We start from the raw sequence: 25,220 nt of genomic DNA on the forward strand, positions 1-25,220 counted from the left end.
CGCAAGAGTCTGGCGATCAGTGCCGTGCTCGGTGCGGCACTCCTCGCGGCACCGGCCGCCGCCCACGCGACTGCCGCCCCCGAGGCCGCGGCCGCGTCCGCCGCGCAGGCGCCGGCCGCGGCCGCCGTCGGGCTCGACGATCCGGTGAAGAAGGAAATCGCCATGAAGATCGTCTCCAGCGCGGAGAACTCCTCGCTGGACTGGAAGGCGCAGTACAAGTACATCGAGGACATAGACGACGGCCGCGGCTACACGGCCGGAATCATCGGTTTCTGTTCCGGCACCGGCGACATGCTCGACCTCGTCGAGCACTACACGCAGGTCAAGCCCGGCAACATCCTGGCCAAGTACCTGCCGGCGCTGCGCAAGGTCGACGGCACCGACTCGCACGCCGGCCTCGACCCGAACTTCACCAGGGACTGGGCGAAGGCCGCCCAGGACTCCGAGTTCCGCAAGGCCCAGGACCACGAGCGCGACCGGGTCTACTTCAACCCCGCCGTCAAGCAGGGCAAGGCCGACGGGGTCGGCGTGCTCGGCCAGTTCACGTACTACGACGCCATCGTCATGCACGGGGACGGCACCGACTCCACCAGCTTCCGCAACATCCGTAAGCGGGCCCTGTCCAAGGCCAAGCCCCCGTCCCAGGGCGGCAACGAGACCACCTGGCTGAACGCCTTCCTCGACGCCCGCGTGTGGGCGATGAAGCAGGAGGAGGCGCACAGCGACACCAGCCGCGTCGACACGGCGCAGCGGGTGTGGCTCAAGAAGGGCAACCTCAACCTCAACACCCCGCTCGACTGGAAGGTCTACGGCGACCCGTTCCACATCGGCTGAGCCCCCGCAGCCCCGGGGCGGCCATCTCCCCCGCCCCGGGGCGGACCGGCCGGAAGAGGCCGGTCCGGGGTGGCCGGGCCGCGCCCGTTGTCGCAGTGCGATAACGATGTGGGAGCCGAGGCACCCCCTGCGCCGGTGACGAGAACGCGTGTGCCCTTGACGCTGCGCAGTCTCGGTACCCCACGAGTGCTCCCACGCCCCGCCCCAGGACTTCTGCCACCCCCGTTTGGTCACTCCTTGTGACCTCTTGAGGCCTGTGGGTTCCAGCGGGTGTGTGATGCACGTGTTTTGAGTGCCGGAAGCAACGAAGATCGCGCCTCCAGAGGTCCTGTGAACTGGCTTGACCGAGCCATAAGCGGGGCATAAGTTCTGCCCCGGCTTGCTCCAGCAGGACGGGCCCAAGAACCGTCCTCTGGGGGGACAAAAATGCACTACTACACCGACGTTCTGAAGAAGTACGTGGACTTCTCCGGCCGCGCGCGCCGCCAGGAGTACTGGATGTACACCCTCTTCACGGTGGGCATCGTCATCGTCCTCGCGATCATCGACTTCGCGCTGGAGACCTACCCGCTGTTCGTGGGTCTGTACTTCCTCGCCACGTTCCTGCCGAGCCTGGCGGTCACCGTCCGCCGGCTCCACGACCTCGGCAAGTCCGGCTGGTGGTACTTCATCAGCCTGGTCCCGTTCATCGGCGGCATCTGGCTGCTGGTCCTGACGGCGACCGAGGGCCAGGCCCAGCCGAACGAGTACGGCCCGAGCCCGAAGGCCGTCCACGCCTGATCGAACCTGCACGCGCAGGCAAGGCCTGAGCGCCGCCACCGGCTGGAAACAGCCGGTGGCGGCGCTCTCGCCGTTTGCGGCTCCGGGGCCGGAGGTGACGCGCGTCTCGCAGGGCTTGCGGCAGGGGGCTGTCCAGACCGGCCCGATCACGAGATATCTTGATGTCGAGCAATGTTGCAGACGAGAGACGCAGACTGTGGAGCGGAGCATCCGGTGACTGACTCGACCATCATCTACACGCACACTGACGAGGCCCCGGCCCTCGCGACGTATTCGTTCCTGCCTGTGATCCAGGCATACGCGTCGACGGCCGGTGTGAATGTCGAGACCCGTGACATCTCCCTCGCCGGTCGGATCATCGCCAGCTTCCCCGAGCACCTCGAGGAGAGCCAGCGGATCGCCGACGCCCTCGCCGAGCTCGGCGAGCTGGCCAAGACCCCCGGCGCGAACATCATCAAGCTGCCCAACGTCTCGGCCTCGATCCCGCAGCTGAAGGCCGCGGTCGCCGAGCTCCAGGGCCAGGGCTACGCGCTCCCGGACTACCCGGACGACCCGAAGACCGACGAGGAGCGCGAGATCCGCGCCCGCTACGACAAGATCAAGGGCAGCGCCGTCAACCCGGTCCTGCGCGAGGGCAACTCCGACCGCCGCGCCCCCGCCTCGGTCAAGAACTACGCCAAGGCGCACCCGCACCGCATGGGCGCCTGGACCCCCGAGTCGAAGACGAACGTCGCCACCATGGGTGTGAACGACTTCGCCTCCACCGAGAAGTCCACCGTGATCGCCGAGGCCGGCACGCTCCGCATCGAGCACGTGGCCGCCGACGGCGCCACCACCGTCCTGCGCGAGTCCGTACCGGTCCTCGCCGGTGAGGTCGTGGACGCGTCCGTCCTGCACGTCGACGCGCTGCGCACCTTCCTGAACGCCCAGATCGAGCGGGCCAAGGCCGAGGGCGTGCTCTTCTCCGTGCACCTCAAGGCCACGATGATGAAGGTCTCCGACCCGATCATCTTCGGCCACGTGGTCCGCGCCTTCTTCCCGAAGACCTTCGCCCGCTACGGCGAGACCCTGGCCGCCGCCGGCCTGTCCCCGAACGACGGCCTCGGCACCATCCTGAACGGCCTGGGCGCGCTGCCCGACGGCGACGCGATCAAGGCCTCCTTCGAGGCCGAGATCGCCGAGGGCCCGGCCCTCGCCATGGTCGACTCGGACAAGGGCATCACCAACCTGCACGTCCCGAGCGACGTCATCGTCGACGCCTCCATGCCGGCCATGATCCGCACCTCCGGCCACATGTGGGGCCCGGACGGCGCCGAGGCCGACACCCTCGCCGTCCTCCCGGACAGCAGCTACGCGGGCGTCTACCAGGTCGTCATCGACGACTGCCGCGCGCACGGCGCCTTCGACCCGGCCACGATGGGCTCGGTGCCGAACGTCGGCCTCATGGCCCAGAAGGCCGAGGAGTACGGCAGCCACGACAAGACCTTCGAGATCGCCGCCGCGGGCACCGTCCGCGTCGTCGACGCCGCGGGCAACACGGTCCTGGAGCAGGAGGTCGCCGCCGGCGACATCTTCCGCGCCTGCCAGACCAAGGACCTGCCGATCCAGGACTGGGTCAAGCTCGCCGTCACCCGCGCCCGCGCCACCGGCGTCCCGGCCGTCTTCTGGCTGGACGAGGGCCGCGCGCACGACGCGCAGCTGATCGCCAAGGTCAAGACGTACCTCGCCGACCACGACACCGAGGGTCTGACCATCAAGATCCTCTCCCCGGTCGAGGCCACCGCCTTCTCCCTGGAGCGCATCCGCCGCGGCGAGGACACCATCTCGGTGACCGGCAACGTGCTGCGCGACTACCTGACCGACCTCTTCCCGATCCTGGAGCTGGGCACCAGCGCCAAGATGCTGTCGGTCGTCCCGCTGATGAACGGCGGCGGCCTCTTCGAGACCGGCGCCGGCGGCTCCGCCCCGAAGCACGTCCAGCAGCTCGTCAAGGAGAACTACCTCCGCTGGGACTCGCTCGGCGAGTTCCTCGCGCTGGCCGTCTCCTTCGAGCACCTCGCCGCCACCACCGGCAACGCCCGCGCCCAGGTGCTGGCCGACACGCTGGACCGCGCGACCGGCACCTTCCTCAACGAGGACAAGTCGCCGAGCCGCAAGCTGGGCGGCATCGACAACCGCGGCAGCCACTTCTACCTGGCCCTGTACTGGGCGCAGGAGCTGTCCCGCCAGACCGACGACCCGAAGCTGGCGGCCGCCTTCGAGCCGCTCGCCAAGGCGCTGGGCGAGTCCGAGCAGGTCATCGTCGACGAGCTGATCGCGGTGCAGGGCTCCCCGGTCGAGATCGGCGGCTACTACCAGCCCGACCCCGCCAAGGCGTCGACGGTCATGCGGCCGTCCGCGACCCTCAACAAGGCGCTCGCGCTCCTCGGCTGAGGCCCGCGGCTCCTGTGAGCCACACGTGTTCCGCCCCGGTCGGCAGCAGCCGACCGGGGCGGACCCGTATCAACCCGCATCGGGAAACCCGCTTGTGGTCCGGCCCCCGCGGGAGCTAGTAAGACGCCATGATCCAGGGAAGGCTGACCGGGCTGCGGGCCCGGCACACCGATGACGTACCCGTGCTCCACGCGGCCCTGTACGAGGACGTGGCGACCCGCTCGCGCGCCGACACCCGGCCCTGGCGGCCGGTCGGCGCGAAGAGCGGCCACTCCCCGTACGAGCCCTCCCCGCCCTCCGACACGGTCGCCGTCTTCTCCGTGGTGGACCTGGCCTCCGGCGAGCTCGCGGGCGAGGCCCTGCTCTGGTCCATCGACCCCCACAACCGTTCCGCCCACCTCGGCATCTCGCTGCTCCCGGGCAGCCGGGGCCGCGGGTTCGGCGCGGAGGTCGTCCGGCTGCTCTGCCGCTACGGCTTCTCCGTGCGCGGGATGCACCGGCTCCAGGTCGACACGCTGGCCGACAACACCGCCATGATCCGCGCCGCGACCGCTTCCGGCTTCACCCTGGAGGGAACCCTGCGCGGGGCGGCGTGGGTGTGCGGGGAGTTCCTGGACGAGGTGGTGCTGGGCCTCCTCGCGGAGGACTGGCAGGACGCGTGAGGTGACGTCAGAGGCGGTGGATCCGGCCCTGGCCGACGGCCAGGGGATGGCGGCCGGAGGCCAGGATGCACAGGCCCGGTGCGTCGGCCAGAAGGGTGCGCAGCCAGTCCAGCGCGGCGGTGGTCAGGTGGTCGCAGCCGTCCATCACGAGCAGCATGTCCCGCTCCGCGAGCCACGAGGCGGCGTTCGTCGTCCCGCAGGGCAGGAAGGGCATGCCGGGTACGCAGCCCAGCGCGGCCACCAGTTCGCGCACGCCACCCTGCTGTTGGACGGTGACCACGGCCGCCCCGTCGTAGAAGTTGGACGCGAGCCGCTGCGCGACGTCCCGTACGAGCAGGCTGCGCGGCTCGCTGAGCGGGCCGGTCACGGTCAGCACGCGGCTGCGGCGCACGGCGGCGAGCAGCAGGGACAGCTCGGTGAACGTGGTCGGCAGGACGTCGGTGGTGCCGTCGGTGGTGCCGCCTCTTCCCGTTCTCGCGCTCATGACGGTCGGTCGGGATTCCCTCATCGGCACGATGCCCCCCATTGCATGCGTGACCAGGCGCGGCCAGAGGGTTGGTTCAAGCCGCATGCGGTCGATTATGCGCCAGTTCCGGAGCAAGACCAGGGGAATGTCGCATTCCGCCGAAAGGCCCGCTCCCACTCCGGCTTCCGTCCCGCTCCTGCCCGCTCCCGTCCCGCTCAGCCGATGCCCTGCCGGTCAGGCTGGAGGGCGAAGGCGGCGCGCTGCGGTGTCGGAGCGGTGGTCCGTACCGCCTCCTCCAGCAGATCCCGGTGCCGGCGTACGGGTTCACGGCGGTCGGCCGGTGCGACCCGCTCCAGATCGTCGAGGCACGCCGCGATCCGCCGGGTGATCTGCACCGAGCCGACCCCCTAGTCCCGGATCTCGGTCAGCGCGAGGTCCAGCAGCTCCGGCCAGCTCGGCAGCGTCTCCACCAGCCGTACGCCGCCCCCCGCGCCGCGGTGGTACGCCCGGCCCAGCGGCTGCCCGGTGAAGGCGGTCAGCAGCACCTGGATCCGGTCCAGGGACTGCACGGCGGTGGTGGGGTCGTTGACCGCGGGCGACAGGGCGCGGGCGGCGATGTCCGCGAGCTGGCGGATGCCGAAGGCGAGGTCCTGCTCGGTGGTCCGCTCCACGCCGATGTCCAGCGCGGCCTGGAGCTCGGAGTCGGGCGGCGTGGGCCCGCCGGAGACGCGGAACAGCGGGGTGTGCGGCACCAGGTAGTCCCCGATGCGCGGGATCAGGTGCAGCACGAGACCGTCCCGTTCGGCCGCCGCGACCAGCCGGGGCACGTCCACCGTCTGGAGCACGCCGGGCCGCCAGGTGTGCGGCACCAGCGTTCCGCCCGGCTCGGGCTGCGGGTCGGGGTCAGGGCCGCTGCGGGCGGCGGGTCCGGCGCTGGAGCGGATGAGCCGCAGGCTCTCCTGCGTGACGCGGTCCATGACGTACGTGACGCGCATGAGCCGAATGGTGGAGTGGACGTAGACGACGAACAGGACCAGGCTCAGCACCACGAAGCCCATGGCGAGCGAAGCGCCCAGGTAGGGCACGACCGCGTCGCTGGAATCGGTGGCTCCGGTGTACTCCTTCTGGACCCGCAGGGTGTAGAGGAAGGTGCACAGAAACACGGCCGGCGAAAAGTTTGCTCGGCATATAGGTTGAGTTGAGCTTGGAGTGCTCCTGAACTGGCGTTTTACCGGTGGGTCTCGTCAACCAAGCGGATCATGTCGTCCAGCCGGCCACGGAGCCGCTCGAACTGGAGGATGAGCGCGGCGATCGGCATCGCGGCAAGGTCGGCCACGCGATAGAAAGTTCGAGCCATGATCACCGAATTTACCTGGACAGGTAAAGGCAAAACGGCATGATCATTCCAGTTTTGGGGGATGCCGACCGACGACCCCCCGGCCTGGGTAAGCGCCCGCCGCCGGGGCATCGGCGCCTGAGTGAGAACCGGCCGCCTCGACGCCGACCTAACCCAGATTGAGCTGGGCGAACGCGTCGGCGTCGACCACAAGACGGTTCACCGAATCGAGTACGGCACCAGCGACCCACGGCTGTCGGTCCTGCTCCGCATCGCCGACGCATCGCCATCGGCGTGCCGCTCGCCGACCTGGTCCGCGAGTAGCCCCGGCCGGAAGGGGGCCCGGCCGGGGCTGGATGAGACTCAGCGCGCGAAGACGAAGCCGCGCTCGGGCTGCCGCTCGCGCGCCTCAGCGACCCGGGCGAGGACGTACGCCGTGATGTCTCGACGCGTACTGGGGTCGGCCTCGTCGTACACCCGCCAGCTACCGGCCGGGTCCCGCGGGGTCTCAGGTGCTACCACCCCGGAGATTCCATGCCGCCTCATGGCGTTGTGCACGTGCCAAGCCTCGCTGCCGTCCATGTCCTCGCCTCTCGTCGGGTGCGTGGAGCCTATTCCCCTTCGCCGCCGCCGTGCGTTGCACAGTTCCCGGGGTTGATCGGGCCGCACCCGCCCGGAACCGGGGTGTGCGAGCAGGACGCTGCGACGGTGACCAGGGACCTCTCGGGGCCGGTCCACAGCTCGGCGTCCGGCGTGTACCCGGCCTGCTCGATCAGGGCCACGGTCCGCGTCAGGACGTCCGGGTCGTGGCGGGACTGATCGGGCCGCTCCGGGTAGTGGTGGACGGTGCGGCCCAGGCGGCTGCACAGGGTCGCGTACAGGTGCGTGTGCAGGATGAGCGCGTGCCAGCCCTCGTCGACCTCGCGGGTCGGAGCGATCCGCACCGTCGGGAACAGGCTGGCGGCGGCGACGAACTTGAGGGTCTCGACGACGAGGCGGCCGGCCATCTCCGGCTCCATGCCGGGGTTGTTGTCGAGGACGGTCGCCCGGACGTCGTTGAACTGTGCGTCGGAGAGGAGAGCGCGGGGCGGGGGCGGCTTCTGCGGGCCGGTCTGGCATGCAGCGGTCACGATGTGCTCCTCAGCGAGATCCGATTGTGCGGTGATGGGTGACCCGCCCCGGCCGCTCGAAGGGGAACGATCCGGGCGCCGGGGCGGGAGTTCAGTGGGTGCCGACGACGATGACGGCCAAGAGGCCGAGGACGATCAGCACGTACAGGGCTTGGCGCTGCCACTCGCTCACGCGGGCGGAGCCTGGCACTTGGCCATCGCCATGACCATGGACTGAAGAGCCTTACCGAGGGACTGCGCGTAGGCCCAAGTGGCGTCAGGGGTTCTGGACTGCGGGGGCGTCTTCACCAGCCGGATCCACTCCCGGATCGCTACGTCGAGCACCGGGTACTGCTGCTCCAGCGGGATGCGGTGCCGCCGGAAGCCGACCCGCTGCCCGGCGGCCAGCAGCTGGTTGACGAGGCGCGTGGCCTCAAGGGGGCCGGGGTGCTCCTCGTGCGGCACGAGGGTCCGCGCGATCAGTTCCTCAGGGGTCACCGAGCTGCTCATGAAGTGGCCTCCACGTTGCCGACATGGGTGGTGATCTCCCGGCCGGACCCGGTCCGGATGTACGCCACGTCAACCCACCGCTCGTAGACGATGTCGTCGGACACGTCCTCGTGGATGACGGCCATCAGCTCACCCTCGGTACCGGACGCGATGTCGCGTACCGGCTTGCGGAGCAGGCGGTGCGGAACGTACTTGTACGCCTCAGACATCGGCCGGCTCCTCGCCGGTGAAGTGCTCCCAGCCGACACGGGCCCGTTCGAGGAGGTCCGCGCTGGGCAAGCCCAAGCCTTGGGTGCCCCACTCCGCGGGGTATCCGTCCGGGGTATCTGCGCTCAGTACGCTGCGGGCACAGCTCTCGCTGGTCACGGGTCACTCCCTACCGTCGTCAGCGGGTGGTGAGAGACACCATGGACCCGGAGAAGTCCCATTGCGAGGACTTTTAGGCGGCCTTTCCGGGCCCTAAAACAGGGCTTTGTGGCCCCCGTCCTGGTGAACCATGGAAGTCAAGAGGACGTCCTGAGACAGTAGGTCAGAACCTTTACGGCCCATGGGAGTTGGAATGACTCGAAGCACAGGCAACGCCCGGTTCAAAGCGGCCCGCCAAGCAGCCGGATACCGGACCCAACAGGAACTCGTGGACGCCCTCGCAGCACGCGGCCTCCACATCGGACTCCGGCAGGCTCGCCGATACGAAGCCGAGAACCCGCCCCTACCTCAGCCGGATGTGCGGCAAGCCCTCGTCAACCTCCTCGGCCGCCCCCTCGACGAACTTGGCTTCAACGTCCCACCCGGCTCAGGCCCCCAGGCGACCCGAAGCCTCATCGCCCCCGCGAACCGCGGCCCGCTTCGCACCCCCAGTGCCCCGCAGCCTGCAACTGCGGCAGCCGACTTCCTTGCCGTCACCCGCGCCCACCGCCGGCTGTACTGGACCGTCGCGCCGGCCATACTGCACCCCGCCGTTGCCGCGCACGCCACCCTCGGCGGCCAACTGCTCGACGCGACCACCGGTCGCACCCGCCAGGCCCTTGCCGCCGCCCTCGCGGAGAGTTGGCTCCTCGCTGGGCGGGTGGAGTTCTTCGACCTTCGCGAACCCGACCGAGCCGGAGACACCTGGGTCCGCGCGCTCCAGGCTGCCGGAGAAGCAGATGACGCGCTCCTCGGCAGCGCCGTTCTCGCCCACATGGCGTTCATCCCCGGATGGGCCGGACAGCGGCCCGCCGCGACAGAGCGCATGGTCGCCGCCCGAACCTACGCCCGGAGGGGGCAGGCCAGCGGGCACTTCATTGCGTGGCTCGATGCGGTCGAGGCTGAGTGCGCAACCCGGTGCGGAGACACTCGCGCGGCCCTCAACCTGATCACCCACGGTGAGACCGTCGTCGAGGACACCGCGAGTCAGCCCACCCCCGAGTGGATGGACTGGTTCAGCCCGACCCGGCTGGCCGCCTTCAAGGGCAACACCCAGCTCACCGCCGGGCACCTGCCGCAGGCACGGGAGACGCTGCTCCTTGTGCTCGACGAACTTCCCGCCGATGCCGACAAGCAGCGGACCGTCATCCTCGGCGACCTCGGCGCGGTCGAGGCCGCCGCCGGACAGCCGGAGGACGCAGCGCGCTACGCCCTCCGCGCGTTGGAGCTGTTGGAGACGCACTGGTACGCGACCGGGCTGGAGCGGGTCCGCGAGGTGCGGCGCGCGCTCGGCCCGTGGGAGCACGAGCAGTACGTCCGCGACCTCGACGACCGGCTCTACGGCTGGGGGGCGGTGGTCAGCGCTCTCGCCTGTTGAACTCGGCGATCCGGGGGGACAGCTCGGCGAGGCTCTCGATGCGGAACGTCGGCAGCTCGATGGCCTCGGGGGTGTTCCACTGGATTGTGGCCCACGGGCCCCGGCGAACGAGCGCGGTGTGCATGCCCGCGGCGGCGCCGGGGCGGAGGTCGTTGTCGACGCGGTCCCCGACATACAGGATCTCCGACGGCTCGGCCGGGACGACGGCAGCGACCCGCTCGAAGAACTCCGGGTGCGGCTTCGAGGCGCCCCAGTCGTCCGAGGTGCCGATGAGGTCGACTTCCTTCGTGAACAGCTCGCGCAGCAGGCCGCCCGCCCTCACGGTCTGGTTACCGGCGATACCGAGCCATAGTCCGTCAGCGCGGAGCTGCCCGAGCGCGGGCCGTACGTCCGGGTAGAGGTCGTCCTCACCGAACCATTCTGGCTTCCCGGCGGCCGCGCGGGCCTCGCGCTGCTTGGTGAGATCGAAGTTGGGCTGGAACTCCTGGAACACGTCCCGGTAGTCGCGGCCCTGCGCGATGACAGCGCCGAACATTGCGGCGAATGTGTGCCGCGGGATGCCCAGCCAGTCGGCCCAAGTGCCGTATTCCCGGGTTTCGTCGACCAAGCACTCGCCGACGTCGAACACCACAGCGCGAATCGTCATACGGGCAAGCCTACGACCCCCCGGACGCACGAAAGTGCCCCCTCCCAGCCCGAAGGCGGAGAGGGGGCGCTGTCGTTCAGGCGATGCGGGTCAGCCGGAGCCAGGACCCTGTCTTGATGATGGTGGCCGTACCCGAAGAGGCCGACTGGGCCCACCGGAACCGGAACGTGCCACCCGTGCCGGCGACGCGCAGCACCCCGCCGGGCCGAACCGCCGATCCGGCCGCGATGATGCCGACGCCGGACGACGTCGCGATGTCGTTGCGCGCGAGTTTGATCGACCCGATGTTGTTGGTGTTGCCCGCGCTGATCCCGCCCTCCGTCCACGACATCACCGCGGACGCCGGGGCCGACCAGCCCATCAGCAGGTCACCCGCCGGGTCCGCCTCGACGTCAAGGTAAGTCTCGACCGAGTACCAGCCGTTCGCGGCGACGGTCACGAACAGGTGGTCATCGTCCTGGAGTGAAGTGCTGCTGGTGACGGACTCGTCGGCTGTCTTCGTCGCGCTGACGACCTTGCCCTCCAGGGTGAGTTTGGTGACCCGGCTCTCCACATAGATGCGCAGCACCCGCGGGGAGAACTGCCCGGCCGCCATCTGGAGCGCGACCAGGGTGATCGAGAAGACCACGCCGATGAAGGTCAGCATCGCGGAACTCATCGCTGCGACCGCGCTCTTCGCAGCCGCCCCGAAGTCCTTCGCGGAACGCAGGAACCACAGGTCGGCGAGGTCCACATCGGACCAGCGCGCGTCGAGGTCGTGGATGAAGGTGTCCACCTGCACCACGGTCGTCGCGAGGAACCAGCCGAGCAGCAGCCCTGTGAACGGTACGAAGAGGAAGGAGTTGCGCATGCGTTTGCGCAGCCTCGGGAACAGGCCCCGGTCGCGCCGCACCACGGTCATCGCCATGGAGGTCAAGTTAGCCCGGGCAAAGCGGTCGGCGTAGTTCCTGTGGTCCACGTGACGTACGTGCCGCGGCTCGACCGGAGGCGAACGGTTGTCCGCAGCCCGGTAATCGGCTCTACTGCTGTGCAGCCCACACGCGGGCATATTCCGGGAGGGGAACCAGGATGACGCCGGACCGGCCGTCGCACAGGCGGCGCGCACGCTTCCGGGGGCGCAGACCGCTGCTGACGCTCCTCATCACCGCCTTCCTCCTGGTCGGTGTCTGCGCGGCCACCGGCATCGCCTGGGACCCCTTCACGGCCGCCAACGGGCAGGCCGGCTCGGCCGACTCCGGCCCCCGCATCGGCGAGCCCTGGTCCGCCGGCCCCGCCCCCTCCGGCAGCGCAAGCCCCGTACCGCAGGAGAGCCGGAGCGGCGAGCAGACCGGCGAGGCCGCCCCGAAGGCCGGGCCGGACACCGGCGCCGCCCGTCCCGAGGGCGCGCTGCCCTTCGACATGCCGCAGCCGGCCGCCCTGCGCTCGGGCAGCGCCGGCAAGAAGCTGGTGTTCGCCCACTACTTCACCCCGTACCCGCTCTCGCTCGACAACGCGAGCGCGGACGGCGACTACTACACCCGCAACTACCTCAACCCCGGCGGCGAGAACGGAAAGCACGCGCGCTACGGCGGCCTGCTGCGCGACCGGCCGCTGCCCGTGCCGCCCAAGAGCGGTGCCTGGGAACTGGCCAACCTCCAGCAGGAGGTGCGCACCGCCCGCGCCGCGGGCATCGACGGGTTCACCCTGGACATGCTCTCCCTCTCCGGCCAGAACCGGGACCGGTCCAACCTCCTGATGGAAGCGGCCCGTTCGGTGGACCCGGCCTTCAGGATCATGCTGATGCCGGACATGACCTCGCTGAAGACCGACGATCCGGCCGTGCTCGCCGACGCCATCGCCGAGCTCGGCAAGGCCCCGGCCGCGCACCGGCTCGCCGACGGCCGGCTCGTCGTCTCCCCGTTCAAGGCGGAGCAGCAGAAGCCGGACTGGTGGAGCCGGGTCATGGACGTGCTCCAGTCCCGGCACGGCATCCGCACGGCACTGGTCCCGCTCTTCCTGGAGTTCGGTGCGAACAACGCGGCCTTCGCGCCCATCAGTTACGGGTTCTCCGAGTGGGGCAGCCGCAGCTACGTCGGCCAGGAGGGCGCCGCGGCCGACGTGCGGCGGACGCATGGCATGGGCAAGATCTGGATGCAGCCCGTGTCGGTCCAGGACGCCCGCCCCAACCAGGGCATCTACGACGAGGCGGGCAACACCGCGACCCTGCGCACCACATGGACGCGCGCCATCGAGGACGGCGCCGACTGGGTGCAGCTGACCACCTGGAACGACTACTCCGAGGGCAGCCAGTTCGCACCCTCCCTGCACAACGGCCACGCGTACCTGGACCTGAGCTCGTACTACCTCACGAAGTTCAAGACGGGCGCCTGGCCGAAGATCGTCCGGGACACCGTCTACCTCACCGCGCGCACGCAGTTCGCCGGCGCCGGACCGACCGGCGGGCAGTCCCTGGTGATGGCCCTGCGCAGGGGCAGCGCCCCGGCCCGGGACACGGTCGAGGTGCTCAGCTTCCTCACCGGCCCGGCGAGCGTGCGCACCGCCGTCGGAGCGGCCAAGGGGACGTACGAGGCCCCGGCCGGCCTCCACTCCGAACTGCTGCCGCTGGGCCCTGGCATCAGCTCGGCGACGGTGGTGCGCGACGGAAAGCCGGGCGCGGGCGTGGAGCTGCCGTACCCGGCGGACCGCACGGTGGAGGTCCAGGACCTCCAGTACCACGCGGCGACCAGCGGTCGGAACTAGGTCGTGTCGTCAAAGTCCCGTCTGGCCAGCGGGGCCCGCCCTTCGGGCGGCCGACGCCACTTTGACGACACCCCCTAGGGCGCGCCGCCGGGGCGGCGGCGGACCGCGGCCCGATCTCGCCCTCGCGCCCGGCGATGGGGGATGATCCAATCGACACCTGCGCGCCGCACCCACGGAGGCCCAATTGAGCGAGCCCATAAGCCCGGTCCGCAAGCCCGCCGACCCGCCGGGCGAGTTCCCGGGCGGGCGGGACCTGTTCCGCCTCGACCCCGGGATCGCCCACCTCAACCACGGCTCCTTCGGCGCCGTACCGATCCCCGTGCAGGAGCGCCAGGCCGCACTGCGCGCGGAGGCGCACGCCGACCCCGACAGCTTCTTCATCGGCATGCCCGAGCGGCTCGCCGCCGCCCGCGGCCGGATCGCCGTACGGCTGGGGGCCGACCCGGACGGCCTCGCGTTCATCTCCAACGCCACCGAGGGCGCCAACCTCGCCCTCGACGCCATCCCCCTCGCCGACGGCGACGAGATCCTGGTCACCGACCACGGCTACGGCACCGTCGTCGCGGCCTGCGCCCGCCGCGCCCCCGTCACCACCGTCGCCCTGGACCCGGAGCTGCCCGACGAGGACGCCGTACGCCAAGCGGTCCTCGCCGGCCTCACCCCGAGGACCCGGGTCGCCGTACTCGACCACATCAGCTCGCCCACCGCCCGGGTCATCGCCTCGCCCAGGCTCCTCGCCGAGCTCGCCGACCGGGGCGTCACCACCGTCGTCGACGGCGCCCACGCCCCCGGCATGATCGCCGACCCGCTCGCCGGCGGCGCCGACTTCTGGTTCGGCAACCTCCACAAGTGGGGCTACGCCCCGTCCGGCAGCGCGATCCTGGCCGTCGCCCCCGAGCACCGCGACCGCGTCCGGCCGCTCGTACCCTCGTGGGAGCACGAGCACGGGTACCCGCGCTCCGTCGAGAACCGCGCCACCGTCGACTACACCGGCTGGCTCGCCGCCCCCGACGGCCTGGACCTGCTCGACCGGCTCGGCGCCGCCGAGGTCCGGGCCCACAACAGCGCACTGGCCGCCCACGGCGCGGCCGTGCTCGCCGAGCTCCCCGGCATCACCGCGCTCCCGCACACCGACGGCCTCGCCATGCGCACGCTGAAGCTGCCGGCCGGCGTCGCCGCGACCCATGAGGCCGCCCGCGACCTGCGCGAGGAGATCGCGGCGCGGCTGCGGATCCGGGTGCTGATCTGGCCCTGGCCGGGCGGCGGCGGGATCCGGGTCTGCGGACAGGTCTACAACCGCGCCGAGGAGTACGAGCGCCTCGCCGCGGCCCTCGGCGAGTACGTCAGCCGCGCCTGAGCAGGTACGTGTCCATGATCCAACCCTTGCGGGCACGGGCCTCGGTACGCAGTTCCTCGATGCGGCCGGCGACCTCCGCCAGCTTCCCCGAGACCAGGATCTCGTCCGGGGTGCCGACGTAGGCCCCCCAGTAGATGAAGAGGTCCTGGTCGAGGTGGGCGGTGAAGGCGTGCCGGGCGTCCAGCATCACCACCACGTCGTCCACGTCCTGCGGCCAGCCCGCCGCGAGGCGCCGGCCGGTGGTGATCTGGACCGGGCGTCCGACCCGGTTCAGGTTCGTCCGGTGCCGGGCGAGCAGCGAGGAGATGCTGCTGATGCCGGGCACGACCTCGTGCTCGAAGGCCACGCGGCCGTGCTCCAGCACCTCGTCGAGGATCGCGAGCGTGGAGTCGTAGAGGGAGGGGTCGCCCCAGACCAGGAACGCCCCGGTCTCGCCCTCGGACAGGTCCTCGGCGATGAACCGCTCGAAGATCTCGGCCCGCGCACTGCGCCAGCCGTCCACGGTCGGGGTGTAGTCGGCCGGGGTCCGGTCGCGGTCCGGGTCCCGGCCCTCCACCAGCCGGTGGCCGGGGCGGGCGTGCGCGTCGAGCATCGCGCGCCGCAGCCCGGTCAGATCCGCCTTCTCCTCGCCCTTCTCCAGGATGAGGAACGCGTCCGCCGCGCCGATCGCCTTGACCGCCTGGAGGGTCAGGTGGTCCGGGTCGCCTGCGCCTATGCCGATCACTGAGAACTTCTTCACCCGGCTATTCTGCCCGTCATGCGCGCCGCTCTGTTCGTCACCTGCGTCAACGACGCGCTCTACCCGCGGACCGGCATCGCCGTCGTACGTCTGCTGGAGCGCCTCGGAGTGGCCGTGGACTTCCCGGCCGCCCAGAGCTGCTGCGGCCAGCCGCAGTACAACACGGGTTACCGGCACGAGGCGGAACCGCTGCTGCGGCGCACCGCCGAGGCCTTCGCCGGGTACGAATACGTGGTCACGCCCTCCGGCTCCTGCGCGGCGATGATCCGCGAGCACTACCCGCGGATGGGGCGCCTGGCCGAGGCCGAAGGGCGGGGCGGCGCACTGGCCGAGCTGGCCGGGGAGCTCGCGCCGCGGGTGTACGAGCTGACCGAGTTCCTCGTCGACGTGCTCGGGGTCGTCGACGTCGGCGCGTACTTCCCGCACACCGTCACCTACCACCCCTCGTGCCACGGACTGCGGAGCCTCGGGCTGGGGGACCGGCCCAGAAGGCTCCTGGCCGCCGTGAAGGGCCTGGAGCTGATCGAGCTGCCCGGCGCCGAGGAGTGCTGCGGCTTCGGCGGCACCTTCGCCGTCAAGAACCCGGAGGTCTCCGCGGCCATGGGCGCCGACAAGATCGCCAACGCGGCCGCGACCGGCGCCCGGGTGCTGTGCGGGGCCGACAACTCCTGCCTCGCCCACCTAGACGGCCTCCTGCGCCGCGCCGATTCCCCGGTCCGGGCCCTGCACCTCGCGGAGATCCTGGCCGCGACCGAGGAGGAACCCCCGTCATGACGGGCACGCATCTGGGCATGCCGGCCTTCCCCGCCGCGGCGCGGGAGGCCGTACGCGACGACGTGCTGCGCGCCAACCTCCGGCACGCCACGCACACCATCCGCGACAAACGGGCCCGGGCCGTCGCAGAACTGGAGGACTGGGACCGGCTGCGCGCCGCCGGCAAGGCCGTCAAGGACCACACCCTGCGCCACCTCGACCGGTACCTGCTGCAACTGGAGGCGTCCGTCACCGCCGCGGGCGGAACCGTCCACTGGGCGGTCGACGCCGACGAGGCCAACCGCATCGTGACCGGGCTGGTGCTGGCCACCGGAGAGCGGGAGGTCGTCAAGGTCAAGTCGATGGCCACCCAGGAGATCGGACTCAACGAGGCCCTGGAGGCGGCCGGGATCGCCGCCTACGAGACGGACCTCGCCGAGCTCATCGTGCAACTGGGCCACGACAGGCCCTCGCACATCCTGGTCCCGGCCATCCACCGCAACAGGGGCGAGATCCGCGACATCTTCCGCTCCGAGATGGCCGGTTGGGGCCGCCCCGCACCCGAAGGACTCGGCGACGACCCGAGGGAACTCGCCGAAGCCGCCCGCCTGCACCTGCGCGAGAAGTTCCTACGGGCCAAAGTCGCCGTGTCCGGCGCCAACTTCATGGTCGCCGAGACCGGCACGATGGTCGTCTTCGAGTCCGAGGGCAACGGCCGCATGTGCCTCACCCTGCCCGAGACCCTGATCTCCGTCGTCGGCATCGAGAAGGTCGTCCCCACCTTCCGGGACCTGGAGATCTTCCTCCAGACGCTGCCGCGCTCCTCCACGGCCGAGCGGATGAACCCGTACACGACCATGTGGACCGGCACGACTGACGGCGACGGGCCCCGTGCCTTCCACCTCGTCCTCCTCGACAACGGCCGCACCGACACCCTCGCCGACGAGACCGGACGCCAGGCCCTGCGCTGCATCCGCTGCTCCGCCTGCCTCAACGTCTGCCCGGTCTACGAACGCGCCGGCGGCCACGCCTACGGCTCCGTCTACCCGGGCCCCATCGGAGCCATCCTCAGCCCCCAACTCCGGGGCACCGGCAGCGAGATCGACGCCACCCTGCCCTACGCCTCCACCCTGTGCGGAGCCTGCTACGAGGTCTGCCCGGTCGCCATCGACATCCCGCAGGTCCTGCTCCACCTGCGCGAACGGGTGGCCCAGGGCGGCCCGGTGACCCGCGAAGGCGTCCGCGTACGGATCCGCCCCGCGCACGGCCACACCGCCGAACGGGCCGCGATGCGCGCCGCCCGGCTGCTCCTGGACCGCCCCGGAGCGCTGCGCGCCGGCGAACGCCTGCTGGCCCGGGCCCGCCGGCTCGCGCCCCGCAGGCTCCCGGGCCCGGGCCGGGCCTGGACCGACGCCCGCGAACTGCCGCCCGTCCCCGCGCAGTCCTTCCGCGACTGGTGGGCGGCCCGAGAACGGGAGACCCCGCAGTGAGCAGCAAGGACCGCATCCTGGCCCGCATCCGCCGCGCCGTGCCCGAGGCGGGACCGGGAGCGGGACGTGAGGCTGTACCCGGGGCGGAGATCCCCCGGGACTACCTCCGGGTCCACGGGAACCGCACCCCGGCCGAGAACGTGGACCTGCTCGCCGCCAACCTGGCCGAGTACCGCGCGCAGGTCCACCGCACCGACGAGGACGGCCTCGCGCCGCTGCTGGCGCGCCTGCTCGCCGCACGCGGCGCCGAGACGGTCCTCGTCCCGCCCGGCCTGCCCCCGTACTGGCTCTCGGCGGCCGACCAGACCCGTATCCCCGACCGCGCCGCGTCCACCGCGAGCGAACTGGACCGGGTCGCCAGCGTCGTGACCGGCTGCGCCCTGGCCATCGCGGAGACCGGCACCATCGTCCTGGACGGCGGCCCCGCCCAGGGCCGCCGCCGGATCACGCTGGTCCCCGATCACCACGTCTGCGTGGTCCGCGTCCCGGACCAGGTGGTGGACTCGGTGCCGCTGGCCCTGCCGCTGCTCGACCCGACACGCCCGCTGACCTGGATCTCGGGCCCCTCCGCCACCAGCGACATCGAACTCGACCGGGTGGAGGGCGTACACGGCCCGCGCACCCTGGAAGTCGTACTCCTCGGAGCACCAGCGCAGTCGCCTGCCCCAGCACAATAGGGCCATGCCCTCCCACATCGCCCTCACCACCCTGGTCGTCGACGACTACGACGAGGCCATCGGCTTCTACACGCGCGCCCTCGGCTTCGACCTCGCCGAGGACACCGCCCGCCCCGACGGCTCCCGCTGGGTCGTGGTCCGCCCGCCGGGCGCCAAGGAGACCGCGCTCCTCCTGGCCCGGGCCAAGGACGACGCCCAGCGCGCCCGCGTGGGCGACCAGACCGGCGGCCGGGTCGGCTTCTTCCTCCACACCGACGACTTCGCGGCCGACCACGCCCGGATGACCGCCGAGGGCGTCCGCTTCCTGGAGGAGCCGCGCCACGAGACGTACGGCTCGGTCGCCGTCTTCGAGGACCTGTACGGCAACCGCTGGGACCTCCTCCAGCCGGCCACGGCCGGCTAGGGGGTGTCTGGCGGGTGTCCGTGGCGTCGCGGCGCCCGGCACGCGCTCTCGCCGCACCGACCGGAAGCCCGAGTACGTCCAGTACGCGGGCTTCCGGTCGGCACACCGAGAGCACGCACCGGACGCCGCTCCTTCCCCACGGACACCCGCCAGACACCCCCTAGCTAGCCCGCCAGGTCCGGGGCCTCGGCCGCCGCGTCCACGGGCGCACCGTCCGCCACCCGCGGGGCCAGCTCCCCGGCCCAGCGGACCAGCCCCGGTACGTCGATCCCGTACGCGGACGCATCCACCCCGGCCAGCGCGTCGGCCCCGCGCCGCAACAGCCGGGCCCCGCCGACCGCGTTCCCGCGCGCGGCGTGGGTCAGCCCGACCGCGAGCTGCGCGAGGGCGCGCCAGAGCGGGGCCGCTTCCGCGGGCCCGGACTTCCAGGCGTCCTCGAACACCTCGTGCGCGTGGAACGGCATCCCGGCGTCCAGCAGCCGCTGCGCCTCCGCGACGGTCTCCCCGGGCGTCCGCACCACCCCCTCGGGCTGCCGCTCCACCCCGGTCGCCCCGTACGGCAGCGGCCGCCCCAGCCCATCGCGGGGCCGCGCACTGCGCGCCCGCCCCTCACCGTCCCGATCCCGTGCGTTCACACCCCCATCCTGCCCGGCCCCGATTACGGGTGCATGCACACCCCTCTGCGTGGGGTAATGTTCTGCATGTGCCGCCGGGCGGGGCGATAGCCCAGGCCGAGAGCACATCGGGACGTGGCGCAGCTTGGTAGCGCACTTGACTGGGGGTCAAGGGGTCGCAGGTTCAAATCCTGTCGTCCCGACCATGCTTTTAGCAGGTCGGAGGCCGTCTTCTCAGAAATGGGAGGGCGGCCTTTCGTGCGTCCGGGCCATGGCGGTCGCAGCCACGCCATGTGGCCCGTTTCGGGGCTGGCCCTCTCGGCTCCGGTGAACGGGTCGTCAGGATCGCCGCGCGTTCGAGGTGCTGTTTTTGGTGGTCCCGGATTTCCCTGGACGAGCGAGGGAACACTCTGCATGATCAACTGGTGATCACCCCGGAGACCATCGTCGAACGCCAGCTCGCCGCCTACAACAGCCATGACCTCGAAGCCTTCGCGGCGACGTACGCCCCCGACGTCTGCATCAACCGCCGCGGCAGCGACCGCCTGCTCGGGCGCGACGCCGTGCGGGAGGCGTACGCCGACCAGTTCGCCGCGGGCCGCTGCCGGGCCGAGATCGTCGGCCGACTCACCGAGGGCGACTGGGTGGTGGACCACGAGATCGCCCACGGCATCACGGACGAACCCCTCCGCGTGCTGGTCGCCTACCGGGTCCGCGGCGGCCTGATCGACCGCGTCGACTTCCTCGGCTGACCTGCCGGACCTCCCTGACCAGCCGCCCTTGAGCGCAGCGTCCTGCGGTCGTGCCCCAGGCATCGGGTGGCACTGAGATCGACCAGCCCTGGCGGCGCAGCGCTAGACGCAGGCCCGGGCCGGGGTGGCTGATAGGGGGTGGTGGGCGATCCGCATGCGGGCTTCGGTGAACTCCACCGTCTCGCCCGGCAGGATCAGTAGACCGGCCTCGCCGTCCGGGCCGGAGCCGATCCGGCGGACCTGGACCGCCGGGCCCAGGCCGCCGGCCATGAACACCATCGGGTCGACCTCCCAGCCGTGGCCGGCCAGCCAGCGCTCCAGCGACTCGACGTCCGCCGCCTCCGCCGCGCGCGGCCATGCGTGCGTGGTCGTGCTCTCCATGCCTACCCCCTGTAGCTGATGGGACCACCGGCCCAGATCGTGCCACCCGCCTCCGACTGCGGCCCGTGGATTGCGTGCCCGGCAACTCGTGCTGAGGCGGCTCTCCTTGAGGCCTCAAGGCAGGCATCCCGTTTCGTCCTGGGGATCGAAGTGCCGCCTCCCGTAGGCGCCTTGGAAACCGCGTATGCCGGGTGTGGGCGACACCACTCCAAGGTGGGGGCGGATCCTCTGCGGGGGTGCGGGATCGAGTCAACTCCTCCGTTGTGCAGTCGAGTTGATATGTACTGACATATGTTCCATGGGGCCTGTAGTGGTTCACGGTTCACGGTCGCCCAGGAGGTCCGATTGCACCCCCAACGCACCCGCACCCGCACCCGCGCCCTTGCCCGAGCGTTACGTCGCCCCCATCTGCTCATCGCCTTCGCCCTCGGCTCGCTGCTCGTCGGGTTCACCCCCTGGCTCGGCGTGGCGAGCACGTCGCCGGGCGGCCGCGGCCCGACGGCGAACCTGTCGCCGCACCACGGCGTGGCCCCGGCCAACGCCATGGAGCCGACGGCCCCCGTGCTCGACCGGACCGGATGGACGGCCACGGCGAGCGACGAGGAGACCGTCGGGGAGAACGGCCGCGCGGCCAACGTCCTCGACGGTGACGCGGCCACCCTGTGGCACAGCAAGTGGACGGGCACCCCGGCCCCGTTGCCGCACAGCATCACCGTCGACATGCACCGCACGACCGTGGTCTCGGCGCTCGTCTACCTGCCCCGCAACAACGGCCCCAACGGGCGCGTCGGTGAGTACAGCATCAGCGTGAGCGCCGACGGCCAGAACTGGGGCAGCCCGGTCGCCAGCGGCACCCTCGCGGACGATGCCGGCGCCAAGACCCTCGGATTCGCCCCGCAGGGCGCCCGGTTCGTCCGGCTCACCGCCGTCACCGAGGCCGGGAACCGCGGCCCGTGGACCTCCGCCGCGGAGCTCAACCTGCTCGGCGACCCCGGAACCCCGGCCGCCACCGTCGACCTGCCCCGTACCGGATGGACGGCCACGGCGAGCGACGAGGAGACCGTCGGGGAGAACGGCCGCGCGGCCAACGTCCTCGACGGCGACGCGGCCACCCTGTGGCACAGCAAGTGGACGGGCACCCCGGCCCCGCTGCCGCACAGCATCACCGTCGACATGCACCGCACCACGGCCGTCTCCGCCCTCGTCTACCAGCCCCGCAACAACGGCCCCAACGGGCGCGCAGGCGCGTACACCGTCACCACCAGCACTGACGGCACCACCTTCGGTGCGCCGGTCTCCGCGGGCGCCTGGCGCGACGACGACACCGTCAAGACCGCCACCTTCACCCGCACCGAGAACGCCCGCTACGTACGCCTGACCGTGACGGGCGAGGCCGGCAACCGCGGGCCCTGGACCTCCGCCGCCGAGATACGCCTGAGCGGACCGGCCAGCCCGGCCGCCCACGGCTCCTGGGACCGGATCACCGGCTTCCCCCTGGTGCCGGTGGCCACCGCCGTCCTGCCGGGCGACAAACTCCTGGCCTGGTCGGCGTACGCGGTCGACCGCTTCGGCGGCAGCAACGGCTACACCCAGACCGCGATCCTGGACCTGAAGACGGGCAAGGTCACCCAGCGCCGCATCGACAACACCGGCCACGACATGTTCTGCCCGGGCATAGCGATGCTCGCCGACGGCCGGGTCCTGGTCACCGGCGGCAGCAACGCGGAGAGGGCGAGCATCTACGACCCGGCCACCGATGCCTGGTCCGCGACCACCAGCATGAACATCGCCCGCGGCTACCAGGCCATGACCCTGCTCTCCACCGGCGAGGCCTTCGTCCTCGGCGGATCCTGGAGCGGAGCCACGGGCGACAAGGCCGGCGAGGTCTGGTCCCCGGACACCAACACCTGGCGCCGGCTCCCCGGCGTTCCCGCCGCCCCGGCGCTGACGGCCGACCCGGCAGGCGCCTACCGCGCGGACAACCACATGTGGCTGCACGCCGCCCCGGGCGGCAAGGTCCTCCAGCTGGGCCCGAGCAAGCAGATGAACTGGATCACGACCGGCGGCAACGGGAGCATCACCTCCGCCGGCACCCGGGCCGACAGCCAGGACGCCATGACCGGCAACGCCGTCGCGTACGACATCGGCAAGCTGCTCACCCTGGGCGGCTCGCCCGCGTACGAGAAGACGCCCGCCACCCGCCGCGCGTACACCGTCAGCTTCGACGGCAGTCAGGTCCAGGCCGCGCGCACGGGCGACATGGGTTACGCCCGCGCCTTCGGCAACAGCGTCGTCCTGCCCGACGGCAAGGTCGCCGTGTTCGGCGGGCAGGCGTACCCCGTGCCGTTCAGCGACGCCACGTCCGTACTGACCCCCGAGCTGTGGGACCCGGCGACCGGGAGCTTCACCCCGCTCGCCACCATGGCCGTCCCGCGCAACTACCACAGCGTGGCGAACCTGCTGCCCGACGGACGGATCTTCTCCGGCGGCGGCGGCCTGTGCGGGGACTGCGCGACCAACCACGCCGACGGATCCGTGTTCACACCGCCGTACCTGCTCAACGCGGACGGCTCGCCCAAGCCGCGTCCCGTCATCACCGGCGGCGTTCCGCCCCGGGCCGCCGCCGGCACCTCGCTCACCGTCGCAACCCAGGGGTCGGTGACCTCCTTCGTCCTGATGCGGGCCGCGGCCGCGACCCACTCCACGGACAACGACCAGCGCCGGGTCCCGCTCGTATCCACGGCCGCGGGGAACGGCACGTACACGGTGTCGATCCCGGCCGACAAGGGCGTGGTCCTGCCGGGCACCTACATGCTCTTCGCCCTGGACGCCCAGGGGGTGCCGAGCACAGCCCGGTTCATCACCGTCTCCTGACGGCAGGGCGCCCGGCCCCGCGGGCCGCATGGTCGTGGTCAGTGGCCCGCGGGGGACCGCCTGCGCCGGGGGACCGAGTCCAGGAGGAGCCGGGTGTACGGGTGTTCCGGGGCCTCCAGGACCCGCGAGACCGGGCCCGTCTCCACGACGTGACCGGACTTGAGCACGAGGACCTCGTCCGCGATGTGCCGGACCACCGCCAGGTCGTGCGTGACGAACAGGTAGCCGATCCCCGACGCGCTGCGGATCTCACCGAGGAGTTCGAGGATCTGCGCCTGGATCGACACGTCGAGCGCGGCGACGGCCTCGTCGAGGACGAGGACCCGGGGCTCCACGGCGAGGGCCCGGGCGATCGCCACGCGCTGCCGCTGTCCGCCCGAAAGGTCGCGGGGGAGGGCGGCGGCCTCGCGCGCGCCGAGGCCGACCTGGTCCAGGAGTCGGGCGACCCGGGTGCCCCGGCCGGCCGCGTCGAGATCCGTGTGGAGGCGCAGCACCTCGTCCAGGCATCCGGAGACGGTCACCCGGGGATCGAGCGAGAGGTACGGGTCCTGGAAGACCATCTGGATCTCCCGGGCCCGTGCCAGCCGCTCCGCCCGCCGCCGGGGCAGCGTGGAGCGGTCCCGGCCGTCCAGGCGGACGGTTCCGCCGTCGGGGCGCTCCAGGCCGACGAGCATCCGGACCGTGGTGGTCTTGCCGCTGCCGGACTCGCCGACGATCGCGAGGCAGGCCCCCGGCGCCAGGGAGAAGGACACGTCGTCGACCGCGGTGTGGTCCCCGTACCGCTTCCGCAGTCCCGCTACGACCAGTCCCTCGGCGGCCGGAACCTCGGCGGCCGGAACCTCCCTCGCTGAGGCGCTCACAGCGTGATCCCTTCGTCGGCGCGGTGGCAGGCGGCGAATCCGTCGCCGTGCCGGGTGAGTGCGGGCCTCTCCTCGGAGCAGCGCGCCACCGCGTGGGCGCAGCGCGCGGCGAAGGCGCAGCCCGGCGGCGCCTCGGCCAGGGATAGGGGACGCCCGGGGATGGGGCGGGGCGCGGACGCACCCGCCTCGATGCTCGGCGTGCAGGCGAGCAGCCCCGCGGTGTACGGGTGCCGGGGCCGGTCGAACAGGTCGTCGGTACCGCGGGTCTCCACGATCCGGCCCGCGTACATCACGTACACCCGGTCGCAGACGGTGGCGGCCAGTTCGAGGTCGTGGGTGACGAAGAGCAGGCCCGTGCCGCGCTCGGCCCGCAGCCGGGCGAGGAGTTGGACGATCTCCGCCTGGGTCGTGACGTCCAGGGCGGTGGTCGGCTCGTCGGCGACGATCAGCGCGGGTTCGGCCGCGAGGGCCGCGGCGATGACCACCCGCTGGAGCATGCCGCCGGAGAACTCGTGGGGTCGGCGGCGCAGGGCGCCGCGCGGGTCGCGGATGCCGACCGCGTCGAGGAGTTCGAGGGCCCGGGCGTCCGCCGCGGCTGCCGGGGTCCCGGCCGCGCGCAGCCCTTCCGTGAGGAAGTCGCCGACCCGGCGGAGCGGGTTCACGGAGGCGCGCGGATCCTGGAAGACCATCGCGACCTGCCGGGCCCGCAGCTCGGCGAGCTCGACCCGGTTCATGGTGAGCACGTCCCGGCCGGCGACCCGGACCTCGCCGCTGGTGCGTGCGCCCGCGGGCAGCAGCCCGAGGACGCTGCGGCACGCCACCGACTTCCCGGACCCGGACTCGCCGACGAGGCCGACGCTCTCCCCACGGCGCACCCGCAGGCCGACGCCGTCCAGGATCGGCCGCCCGGCCCGGTCGTCGGGCAGCCGGATGCCGAGCCCGTCGATCTCCAGGACCGCGCGCCCGTCGCCCGCCGCCGCCGCGGCCGCGGCCGCGTCTTCCTGGCCCCGCTGTTCCTTCAT

General features: G+C 71.8%; 29 protein-coding genes, 1 tRNA gene and 1 pseudogene. 15 read left to right on the forward strand and 16 right to left on the reverse strand.

Features of this window, described 5'->3' with window-relative positions; all coding sequences use genetic code 11:
* Positions 1–9 precede the first annotated feature (9 nt).
* The 4 genes from ACZ7GJ_RS02495 to ACZ7GJ_RS02510 all read left to right on the forward strand — a co-directional run bounded on the left by ACZ7GJ_RS02495 (position 10) and on the right by ACZ7GJ_RS02510 (position 4,709).
* Positions 10–834, forward strand: coding sequence for a chitosanase (locus tag ACZ7GJ_RS02495; protein ID WP_470748747.1), 825 nt, complete (start codon positions 10–12; stop codon positions 832–834).
* A gap of 426 nt (positions 835–1,260) precedes the next feature.
* Complete coding sequence (locus tag ACZ7GJ_RS02500) at positions 1,261–1,614, forward strand: DUF805 domain-containing protein (RefSeq protein WP_365927534.1); 354 nt, start codon at positions 1,261–1,263, stop codon at positions 1,612–1,614.
* Between the two features lie 213 nt (positions 1,615–1,827).
* The gene (locus ACZ7GJ_RS02505) at positions 1,828–4,047 is read left to right on the forward strand and encodes an NADP-dependent isocitrate dehydrogenase (protein WP_470748603.1); all 2,220 of its coding nucleotides are present in this window, start codon (positions 1,828–1,830) and stop codon (positions 4,045–4,047) included.
* 128 nt (positions 4,048–4,175) lie between these two features.
* Positions 4,176–4,709: a GNAT family N-acetyltransferase gene (locus ACZ7GJ_RS02510; RefSeq protein WP_470748604.1), complete on the forward strand. Its 534-nt coding sequence runs from the start codon at positions 4,176–4,178 to the stop codon at positions 4,707–4,709.
* A 7-nt stretch (positions 4,710–4,716) separates the two neighbouring features.
* Here the strand turns inward: ACZ7GJ_RS02510 and ACZ7GJ_RS02515 are convergent, their stop codons facing one another.
* The 4 genes from ACZ7GJ_RS02515 to ACZ7GJ_RS02530 form a co-directional block, all read right to left on the reverse strand.
* Complete coding sequence (locus ACZ7GJ_RS02515; protein WP_470748605.1) at positions 4,717–5,193, reverse strand: hypothetical protein; 477 nt, start codon at positions 5,191–5,193, stop codon at positions 4,717–4,719.
* A 197-nt stretch (positions 5,194–5,390) separates the two neighbouring features.
* Positions 5,391–5,570: a hypothetical protein gene (locus tag ACZ7GJ_RS02520; protein WP_470748606.1), complete on the reverse strand. Its 180-nt coding sequence runs from the start codon at positions 5,568–5,570 to the stop codon at positions 5,391–5,393.
* Positions 5,571–5,582: 12 nt separating this feature from the next.
* Positions 5,583–6,338, reverse strand: coding sequence for a DUF2254 family protein (locus tag ACZ7GJ_RS02525; protein WP_470748608.1), 756 nt, complete (start codon positions 6,336–6,338; stop codon positions 5,583–5,585).
* Between the two features lie 65 nt (positions 6,339–6,403).
* A complete protein-coding gene (locus ACZ7GJ_RS02530; protein WP_470748610.1) occupies positions 6,404–6,532 on the reverse strand; it encodes a hypothetical protein in 129 nt (42 codons plus the stop codon).
* A gap of 121 nt (positions 6,533–6,653) precedes the next feature.
* Between ACZ7GJ_RS02530 and ACZ7GJ_RS02535 the strand changes: the two are divergent.
* A pseudogene (locus tag ACZ7GJ_RS02535) lies at positions 6,654–6,782 on the forward strand (helix-turn-helix transcriptional regulator); the annotation flags it as partial.
* A 92-nt stretch (positions 6,783–6,874) separates the two neighbouring features.
* Here the strand turns inward: ACZ7GJ_RS02535 and ACZ7GJ_RS02540 are convergent.
* The 5 genes from ACZ7GJ_RS02540 to ACZ7GJ_RS02560 all read right to left on the reverse strand — a co-directional run bounded on the left by ACZ7GJ_RS02540 (position 6,875) and on the right by ACZ7GJ_RS02560 (position 8,496).
* Complete coding sequence (locus ACZ7GJ_RS02540) at positions 6,875–7,033, reverse strand: hypothetical protein (protein WP_470748757.1); 159 nt, start codon at positions 7,031–7,033, stop codon at positions 6,875–6,877.
* An 89-nt stretch (positions 7,034–7,122) separates the two neighbouring features.
* Complete coding sequence (locus ACZ7GJ_RS02545) at positions 7,123–7,641, reverse strand: glycine-rich domain-containing protein (RefSeq protein WP_470748612.1); 519 nt, start codon at positions 7,639–7,641, stop codon at positions 7,123–7,125.
* A gap of 168 nt (positions 7,642–7,809) precedes the next feature.
* Positions 7,810–8,130, reverse strand: a complete 321-nt coding sequence (locus tag ACZ7GJ_RS02550; RefSeq protein ID WP_470748614.1) for a hypothetical protein — start codon at positions 8,128–8,130, stop codon at positions 7,810–7,812.
* A complete protein-coding gene (locus ACZ7GJ_RS02555) occupies positions 8,127–8,339 on the reverse strand; it encodes a hypothetical protein (RefSeq protein WP_470748616.1) in 213 nt (70 codons plus the stop codon). Before ACZ7GJ_RS02555 ends, ACZ7GJ_RS02550 begins: the two co-directional genes overlap by 4 nt.
* Positions 8,332–8,496, reverse strand: coding sequence for a hypothetical protein (locus ACZ7GJ_RS02560; RefSeq protein ID WP_470748617.1), 165 nt, complete (start codon positions 8,494–8,496; stop codon positions 8,332–8,334). The genes ACZ7GJ_RS02555 and ACZ7GJ_RS02560 overlap by 8 nt, the downstream gene beginning before the upstream one ends.
* A gap of 193 nt (positions 8,497–8,689) precedes the next feature.
* On the opposite strand from ACZ7GJ_RS02560, the gene ACZ7GJ_RS02565 reads away from it, so the two are divergent.
* On the forward strand, positions 8,690–9,913 hold the full coding sequence (locus ACZ7GJ_RS02565; RefSeq protein ID WP_470748619.1) for a transcriptional regulator: 1,224 nt from the start codon (positions 8,690–8,692) through the stop codon (positions 9,911–9,913).
* On the opposite strand, the gene ACZ7GJ_RS02570 is transcribed toward ACZ7GJ_RS02565, so the two are convergent.
* Positions 9,894–10,559 (reverse strand): HAD family hydrolase, encoded by a 666-nt coding sequence (locus ACZ7GJ_RS02570; RefSeq protein WP_470748621.1) that lies wholly within the window; start codon positions 10,557–10,559, stop codon positions 9,894–9,896. The genes ACZ7GJ_RS02565 and ACZ7GJ_RS02570 overlap by 20 nt on opposite strands.
* A 76-nt stretch (positions 10,560–10,635) precedes the next feature.
* Positions 10,636–11,466 carry a DUF2254 family protein gene (locus ACZ7GJ_RS02575; RefSeq protein WP_470748623.1) on the reverse strand — a complete coding sequence of 277 codons (831 nt, stop codon included), beginning with the start codon at positions 11,464–11,466 and terminating at the stop codon, positions 10,636–10,638.
* 161 nt (positions 11,467–11,627) lie between these two features.
* Here ACZ7GJ_RS02575 and ACZ7GJ_RS02580 point away from each other — a divergent pair, with 161 nt between their 5' ends.
* Together ACZ7GJ_RS02580 and ACZ7GJ_RS02585 are read left to right on the forward strand one after the other, a co-directional pair.
* On the forward strand, positions 11,628–13,298 hold the full coding sequence (locus ACZ7GJ_RS02580) for a glycoside hydrolase family 71 protein (protein ID WP_470748625.1): 1,671 nt from the start codon (positions 11,628–11,630) through the stop codon (positions 13,296–13,298).
* 184 nt (positions 13,299–13,482) lie between these two features.
* Entirely contained in the window at positions 13,483–14,655 is a 1,173-nt protein-coding gene (locus ACZ7GJ_RS02585; protein ID WP_470748627.1) for an aminotransferase class V-fold PLP-dependent enzyme, read from the forward strand.
* Here the strand turns inward: ACZ7GJ_RS02585 and cobF are convergent.
* Positions 14,642–15,394 carry a precorrin-6A synthase (deacetylating) gene (gene cobF, locus ACZ7GJ_RS02590; RefSeq protein ID WP_470748629.1) on the reverse strand — a complete coding sequence of 251 codons (753 nt, stop codon included), beginning with the start codon at positions 15,392–15,394 and terminating at the stop codon, positions 14,642–14,644. The genes ACZ7GJ_RS02585 and cobF overlap by 14 nt on opposite strands.
* Before the next feature lie 18 nt (positions 15,395–15,412).
* Here cobF and ACZ7GJ_RS02595 point away from each other — a divergent pair, with 18 nt between their 5' ends.
* From ACZ7GJ_RS02595 to ACZ7GJ_RS02610, 4 genes are read left to right on the forward strand one after another with little or no spacing between them, the layout of a single operon-like run.
* A complete protein-coding gene (locus ACZ7GJ_RS02595; protein WP_470748631.1) occupies positions 15,413–16,168 on the forward strand; it encodes a (Fe-S)-binding protein in 756 nt (251 codons plus the stop codon).
* Positions 16,165–17,637, forward strand: coding sequence for a lactate utilization protein B (locus tag ACZ7GJ_RS02600; protein ID WP_470748633.1), 1,473 nt, complete (start codon positions 16,165–16,167; stop codon positions 17,635–17,637). The genes ACZ7GJ_RS02595 and ACZ7GJ_RS02600 overlap by 4 nt, the downstream gene beginning before the upstream one ends.
* Positions 17,634–18,314, forward strand: coding sequence for a LutC/YkgG family protein (locus ACZ7GJ_RS02605; protein WP_470748635.1), 681 nt, complete (start codon positions 17,634–17,636; stop codon positions 18,312–18,314). Before ACZ7GJ_RS02600 ends, ACZ7GJ_RS02605 begins: the two co-directional genes overlap by 4 nt.
* 4 nt (positions 18,315–18,318) lie before the next feature.
* Complete coding sequence (locus tag ACZ7GJ_RS02610) at positions 18,319–18,717, forward strand: VOC family protein (RefSeq protein WP_470748637.1); 399 nt, start codon at positions 18,319–18,321, stop codon at positions 18,715–18,717.
* Positions 18,718–18,881: 164 nt separating this feature from the next.
* Here ACZ7GJ_RS02610 and ACZ7GJ_RS02615 read toward each other — a convergent pair whose 3' ends face one another.
* Complete coding sequence (locus ACZ7GJ_RS02615) at positions 18,882–19,352, reverse strand: DUF309 domain-containing protein (RefSeq protein ID WP_470748639.1); 471 nt, start codon at positions 19,350–19,352, stop codon at positions 18,882–18,884.
* A 108-nt stretch (positions 19,353–19,460) separates the two neighbouring features.
* On the opposite strand from ACZ7GJ_RS02615, the gene ACZ7GJ_RS02620 reads away from it, so the two are divergent.
* Both ACZ7GJ_RS02620 and ACZ7GJ_RS02625 read left to right on the forward strand, forming a co-directional pair.
* Positions 19,461–19,537: transfer RNA gene (locus tag ACZ7GJ_RS02620), tRNA-Pro, on the forward strand.
* A gap of 219 nt (positions 19,538–19,756) precedes the next feature.
* The gene (locus ACZ7GJ_RS02625) at positions 19,757–20,083 is read left to right on the forward strand and encodes a nuclear transport factor 2 family protein (protein WP_470748641.1); all 327 of its coding nucleotides are present in this window, start codon (positions 19,757–19,759) and stop codon (positions 20,081–20,083) included.
* Between the two features lie 102 nt (positions 20,084–20,185).
* Here ACZ7GJ_RS02625 and ACZ7GJ_RS02630 read toward each other — a convergent pair whose 3' ends face one another.
* Positions 20,186–20,464, reverse strand: coding sequence for a hypothetical protein (locus ACZ7GJ_RS02630; protein ID WP_470748643.1), 279 nt, complete (start codon positions 20,462–20,464; stop codon positions 20,186–20,188).
* 345 nt (positions 20,465–20,809) lie between these two features.
* On the opposite strand from ACZ7GJ_RS02630, the gene ACZ7GJ_RS02635 reads away from it, so the two are divergent.
* A complete protein-coding gene (locus tag ACZ7GJ_RS02635) occupies positions 20,810–23,338 on the forward strand; it encodes a discoidin domain-containing protein (protein ID WP_470748645.1) in 2,529 nt (842 codons plus the stop codon).
* Between the two features lie 38 nt (positions 23,339–23,376).
* On the opposite strand, the gene ACZ7GJ_RS02640 is transcribed toward ACZ7GJ_RS02635, so the two are convergent.
* Together ACZ7GJ_RS02640 and ACZ7GJ_RS02645 are read right to left on the reverse strand one after the other, a co-directional pair.
* Entirely contained in the window at positions 23,377–24,198 is an 822-nt protein-coding gene (locus ACZ7GJ_RS02640; protein WP_470748647.1) for an ABC transporter ATP-binding protein, read from the reverse strand.
* Positions 24,195–25,220 carry an ABC transporter ATP-binding protein gene (locus tag ACZ7GJ_RS02645; protein ID WP_470748749.1) on the reverse strand — a complete coding sequence of 342 codons (1,026 nt, stop codon included), beginning with the start codon at positions 25,218–25,220 and terminating at the stop codon, positions 24,195–24,197. Before ACZ7GJ_RS02645 ends, ACZ7GJ_RS02640 begins: the two co-directional genes overlap by 4 nt.

The organism is Streptomyces sp. NPDC037242, assembly GCF_055604165.1.

Excerpts from the sequence above, each read along its gene's own strand:
- ACZ7GJ_RS02595 (WP_470748631.1), top strand. The coding sequence starts at position 15,413 with ATGCGCGCCGCTCTGTTCGTCACCTGCGTCAACGACGCGCTCTACCCG.
- ACZ7GJ_RS02645 (WP_470748749.1), bottom strand. The coding sequence starts at position 25,220 with ATGAAGGAACAGCGGGGCCAGGAAGACGCGGCCGCGGCCGCGGCGGCG.
- ACZ7GJ_RS02550 (WP_470748614.1), bottom strand. The coding sequence starts at position 8,130 with ATGAGCAGCTCGGTGACCCCTGAGGAACTGATCGCGCGGACCCTCGTG.
- ACZ7GJ_RS02570 (WP_470748621.1), bottom strand. The coding sequence starts at position 10,559 with ATGACGATTCGCGCTGTGGTGTTCGACGTCGGCGAGTGCTTGGTCGAC.
- ACZ7GJ_RS02575 (WP_470748623.1), bottom strand. The coding sequence starts at position 11,466 with ATGGCGATGACCGTGGTGCGGCGCGACCGGGGCCTGTTCCCGAGGCTG.
- ACZ7GJ_RS02630 (WP_470748643.1), bottom strand. The coding sequence starts at position 20,464 with ATGGAGAGCACGACCACGCACGCATGGCCGCGCGCGGCGGAGGCGGCG.
- ACZ7GJ_RS02500 (WP_365927534.1), top strand. The coding sequence starts at position 1,261 with ATGCACTACTACACCGACGTTCTGAAGAAGTACGTGGACTTCTCCGGC.
- ACZ7GJ_RS02510 (WP_470748604.1), top strand. The coding sequence starts at position 4,176 with ATGATCCAGGGAAGGCTGACCGGGCTGCGGGCCCGGCACACCGATGAC.
- ACZ7GJ_RS02580 (WP_470748625.1), top strand. The coding sequence starts at position 11,628 with ATGACGCCGGACCGGCCGTCGCACAGGCGGCGCGCACGCTTCCGGGGG.
- ACZ7GJ_RS02600 (WP_470748633.1), top strand. The coding sequence starts at position 16,165 with ATGACGGGCACGCATCTGGGCATGCCGGCCTTCCCCGCCGCGGCGCGG.
- ACZ7GJ_RS02610 (WP_470748637.1), top strand. The coding sequence starts at position 18,319 with ATGCCCTCCCACATCGCCCTCACCACCCTGGTCGTCGACGACTACGAC.
- ACZ7GJ_RS02515 (WP_470748605.1), bottom strand. The coding sequence starts at position 5,193 with ATGAGCGCGAGAACGGGAAGAGGCGGCACCACCGACGGCACCACCGAC.
- ACZ7GJ_RS02530 (WP_470748610.1), bottom strand. The coding sequence starts at position 6,532 with ATGGCTCGAACTTTCTATCGCGTGGCCGACCTTGCCGCGATGCCGATC.
- ACZ7GJ_RS02565 (WP_470748619.1), top strand. The coding sequence starts at position 8,690 with ATGACTCGAAGCACAGGCAACGCCCGGTTCAAAGCGGCCCGCCAAGCA.
- ACZ7GJ_RS02555 (WP_470748616.1), bottom strand. The coding sequence starts at position 8,339 with ATGTCTGAGGCGTACAAGTACGTTCCGCACCGCCTGCTCCGCAAGCCG.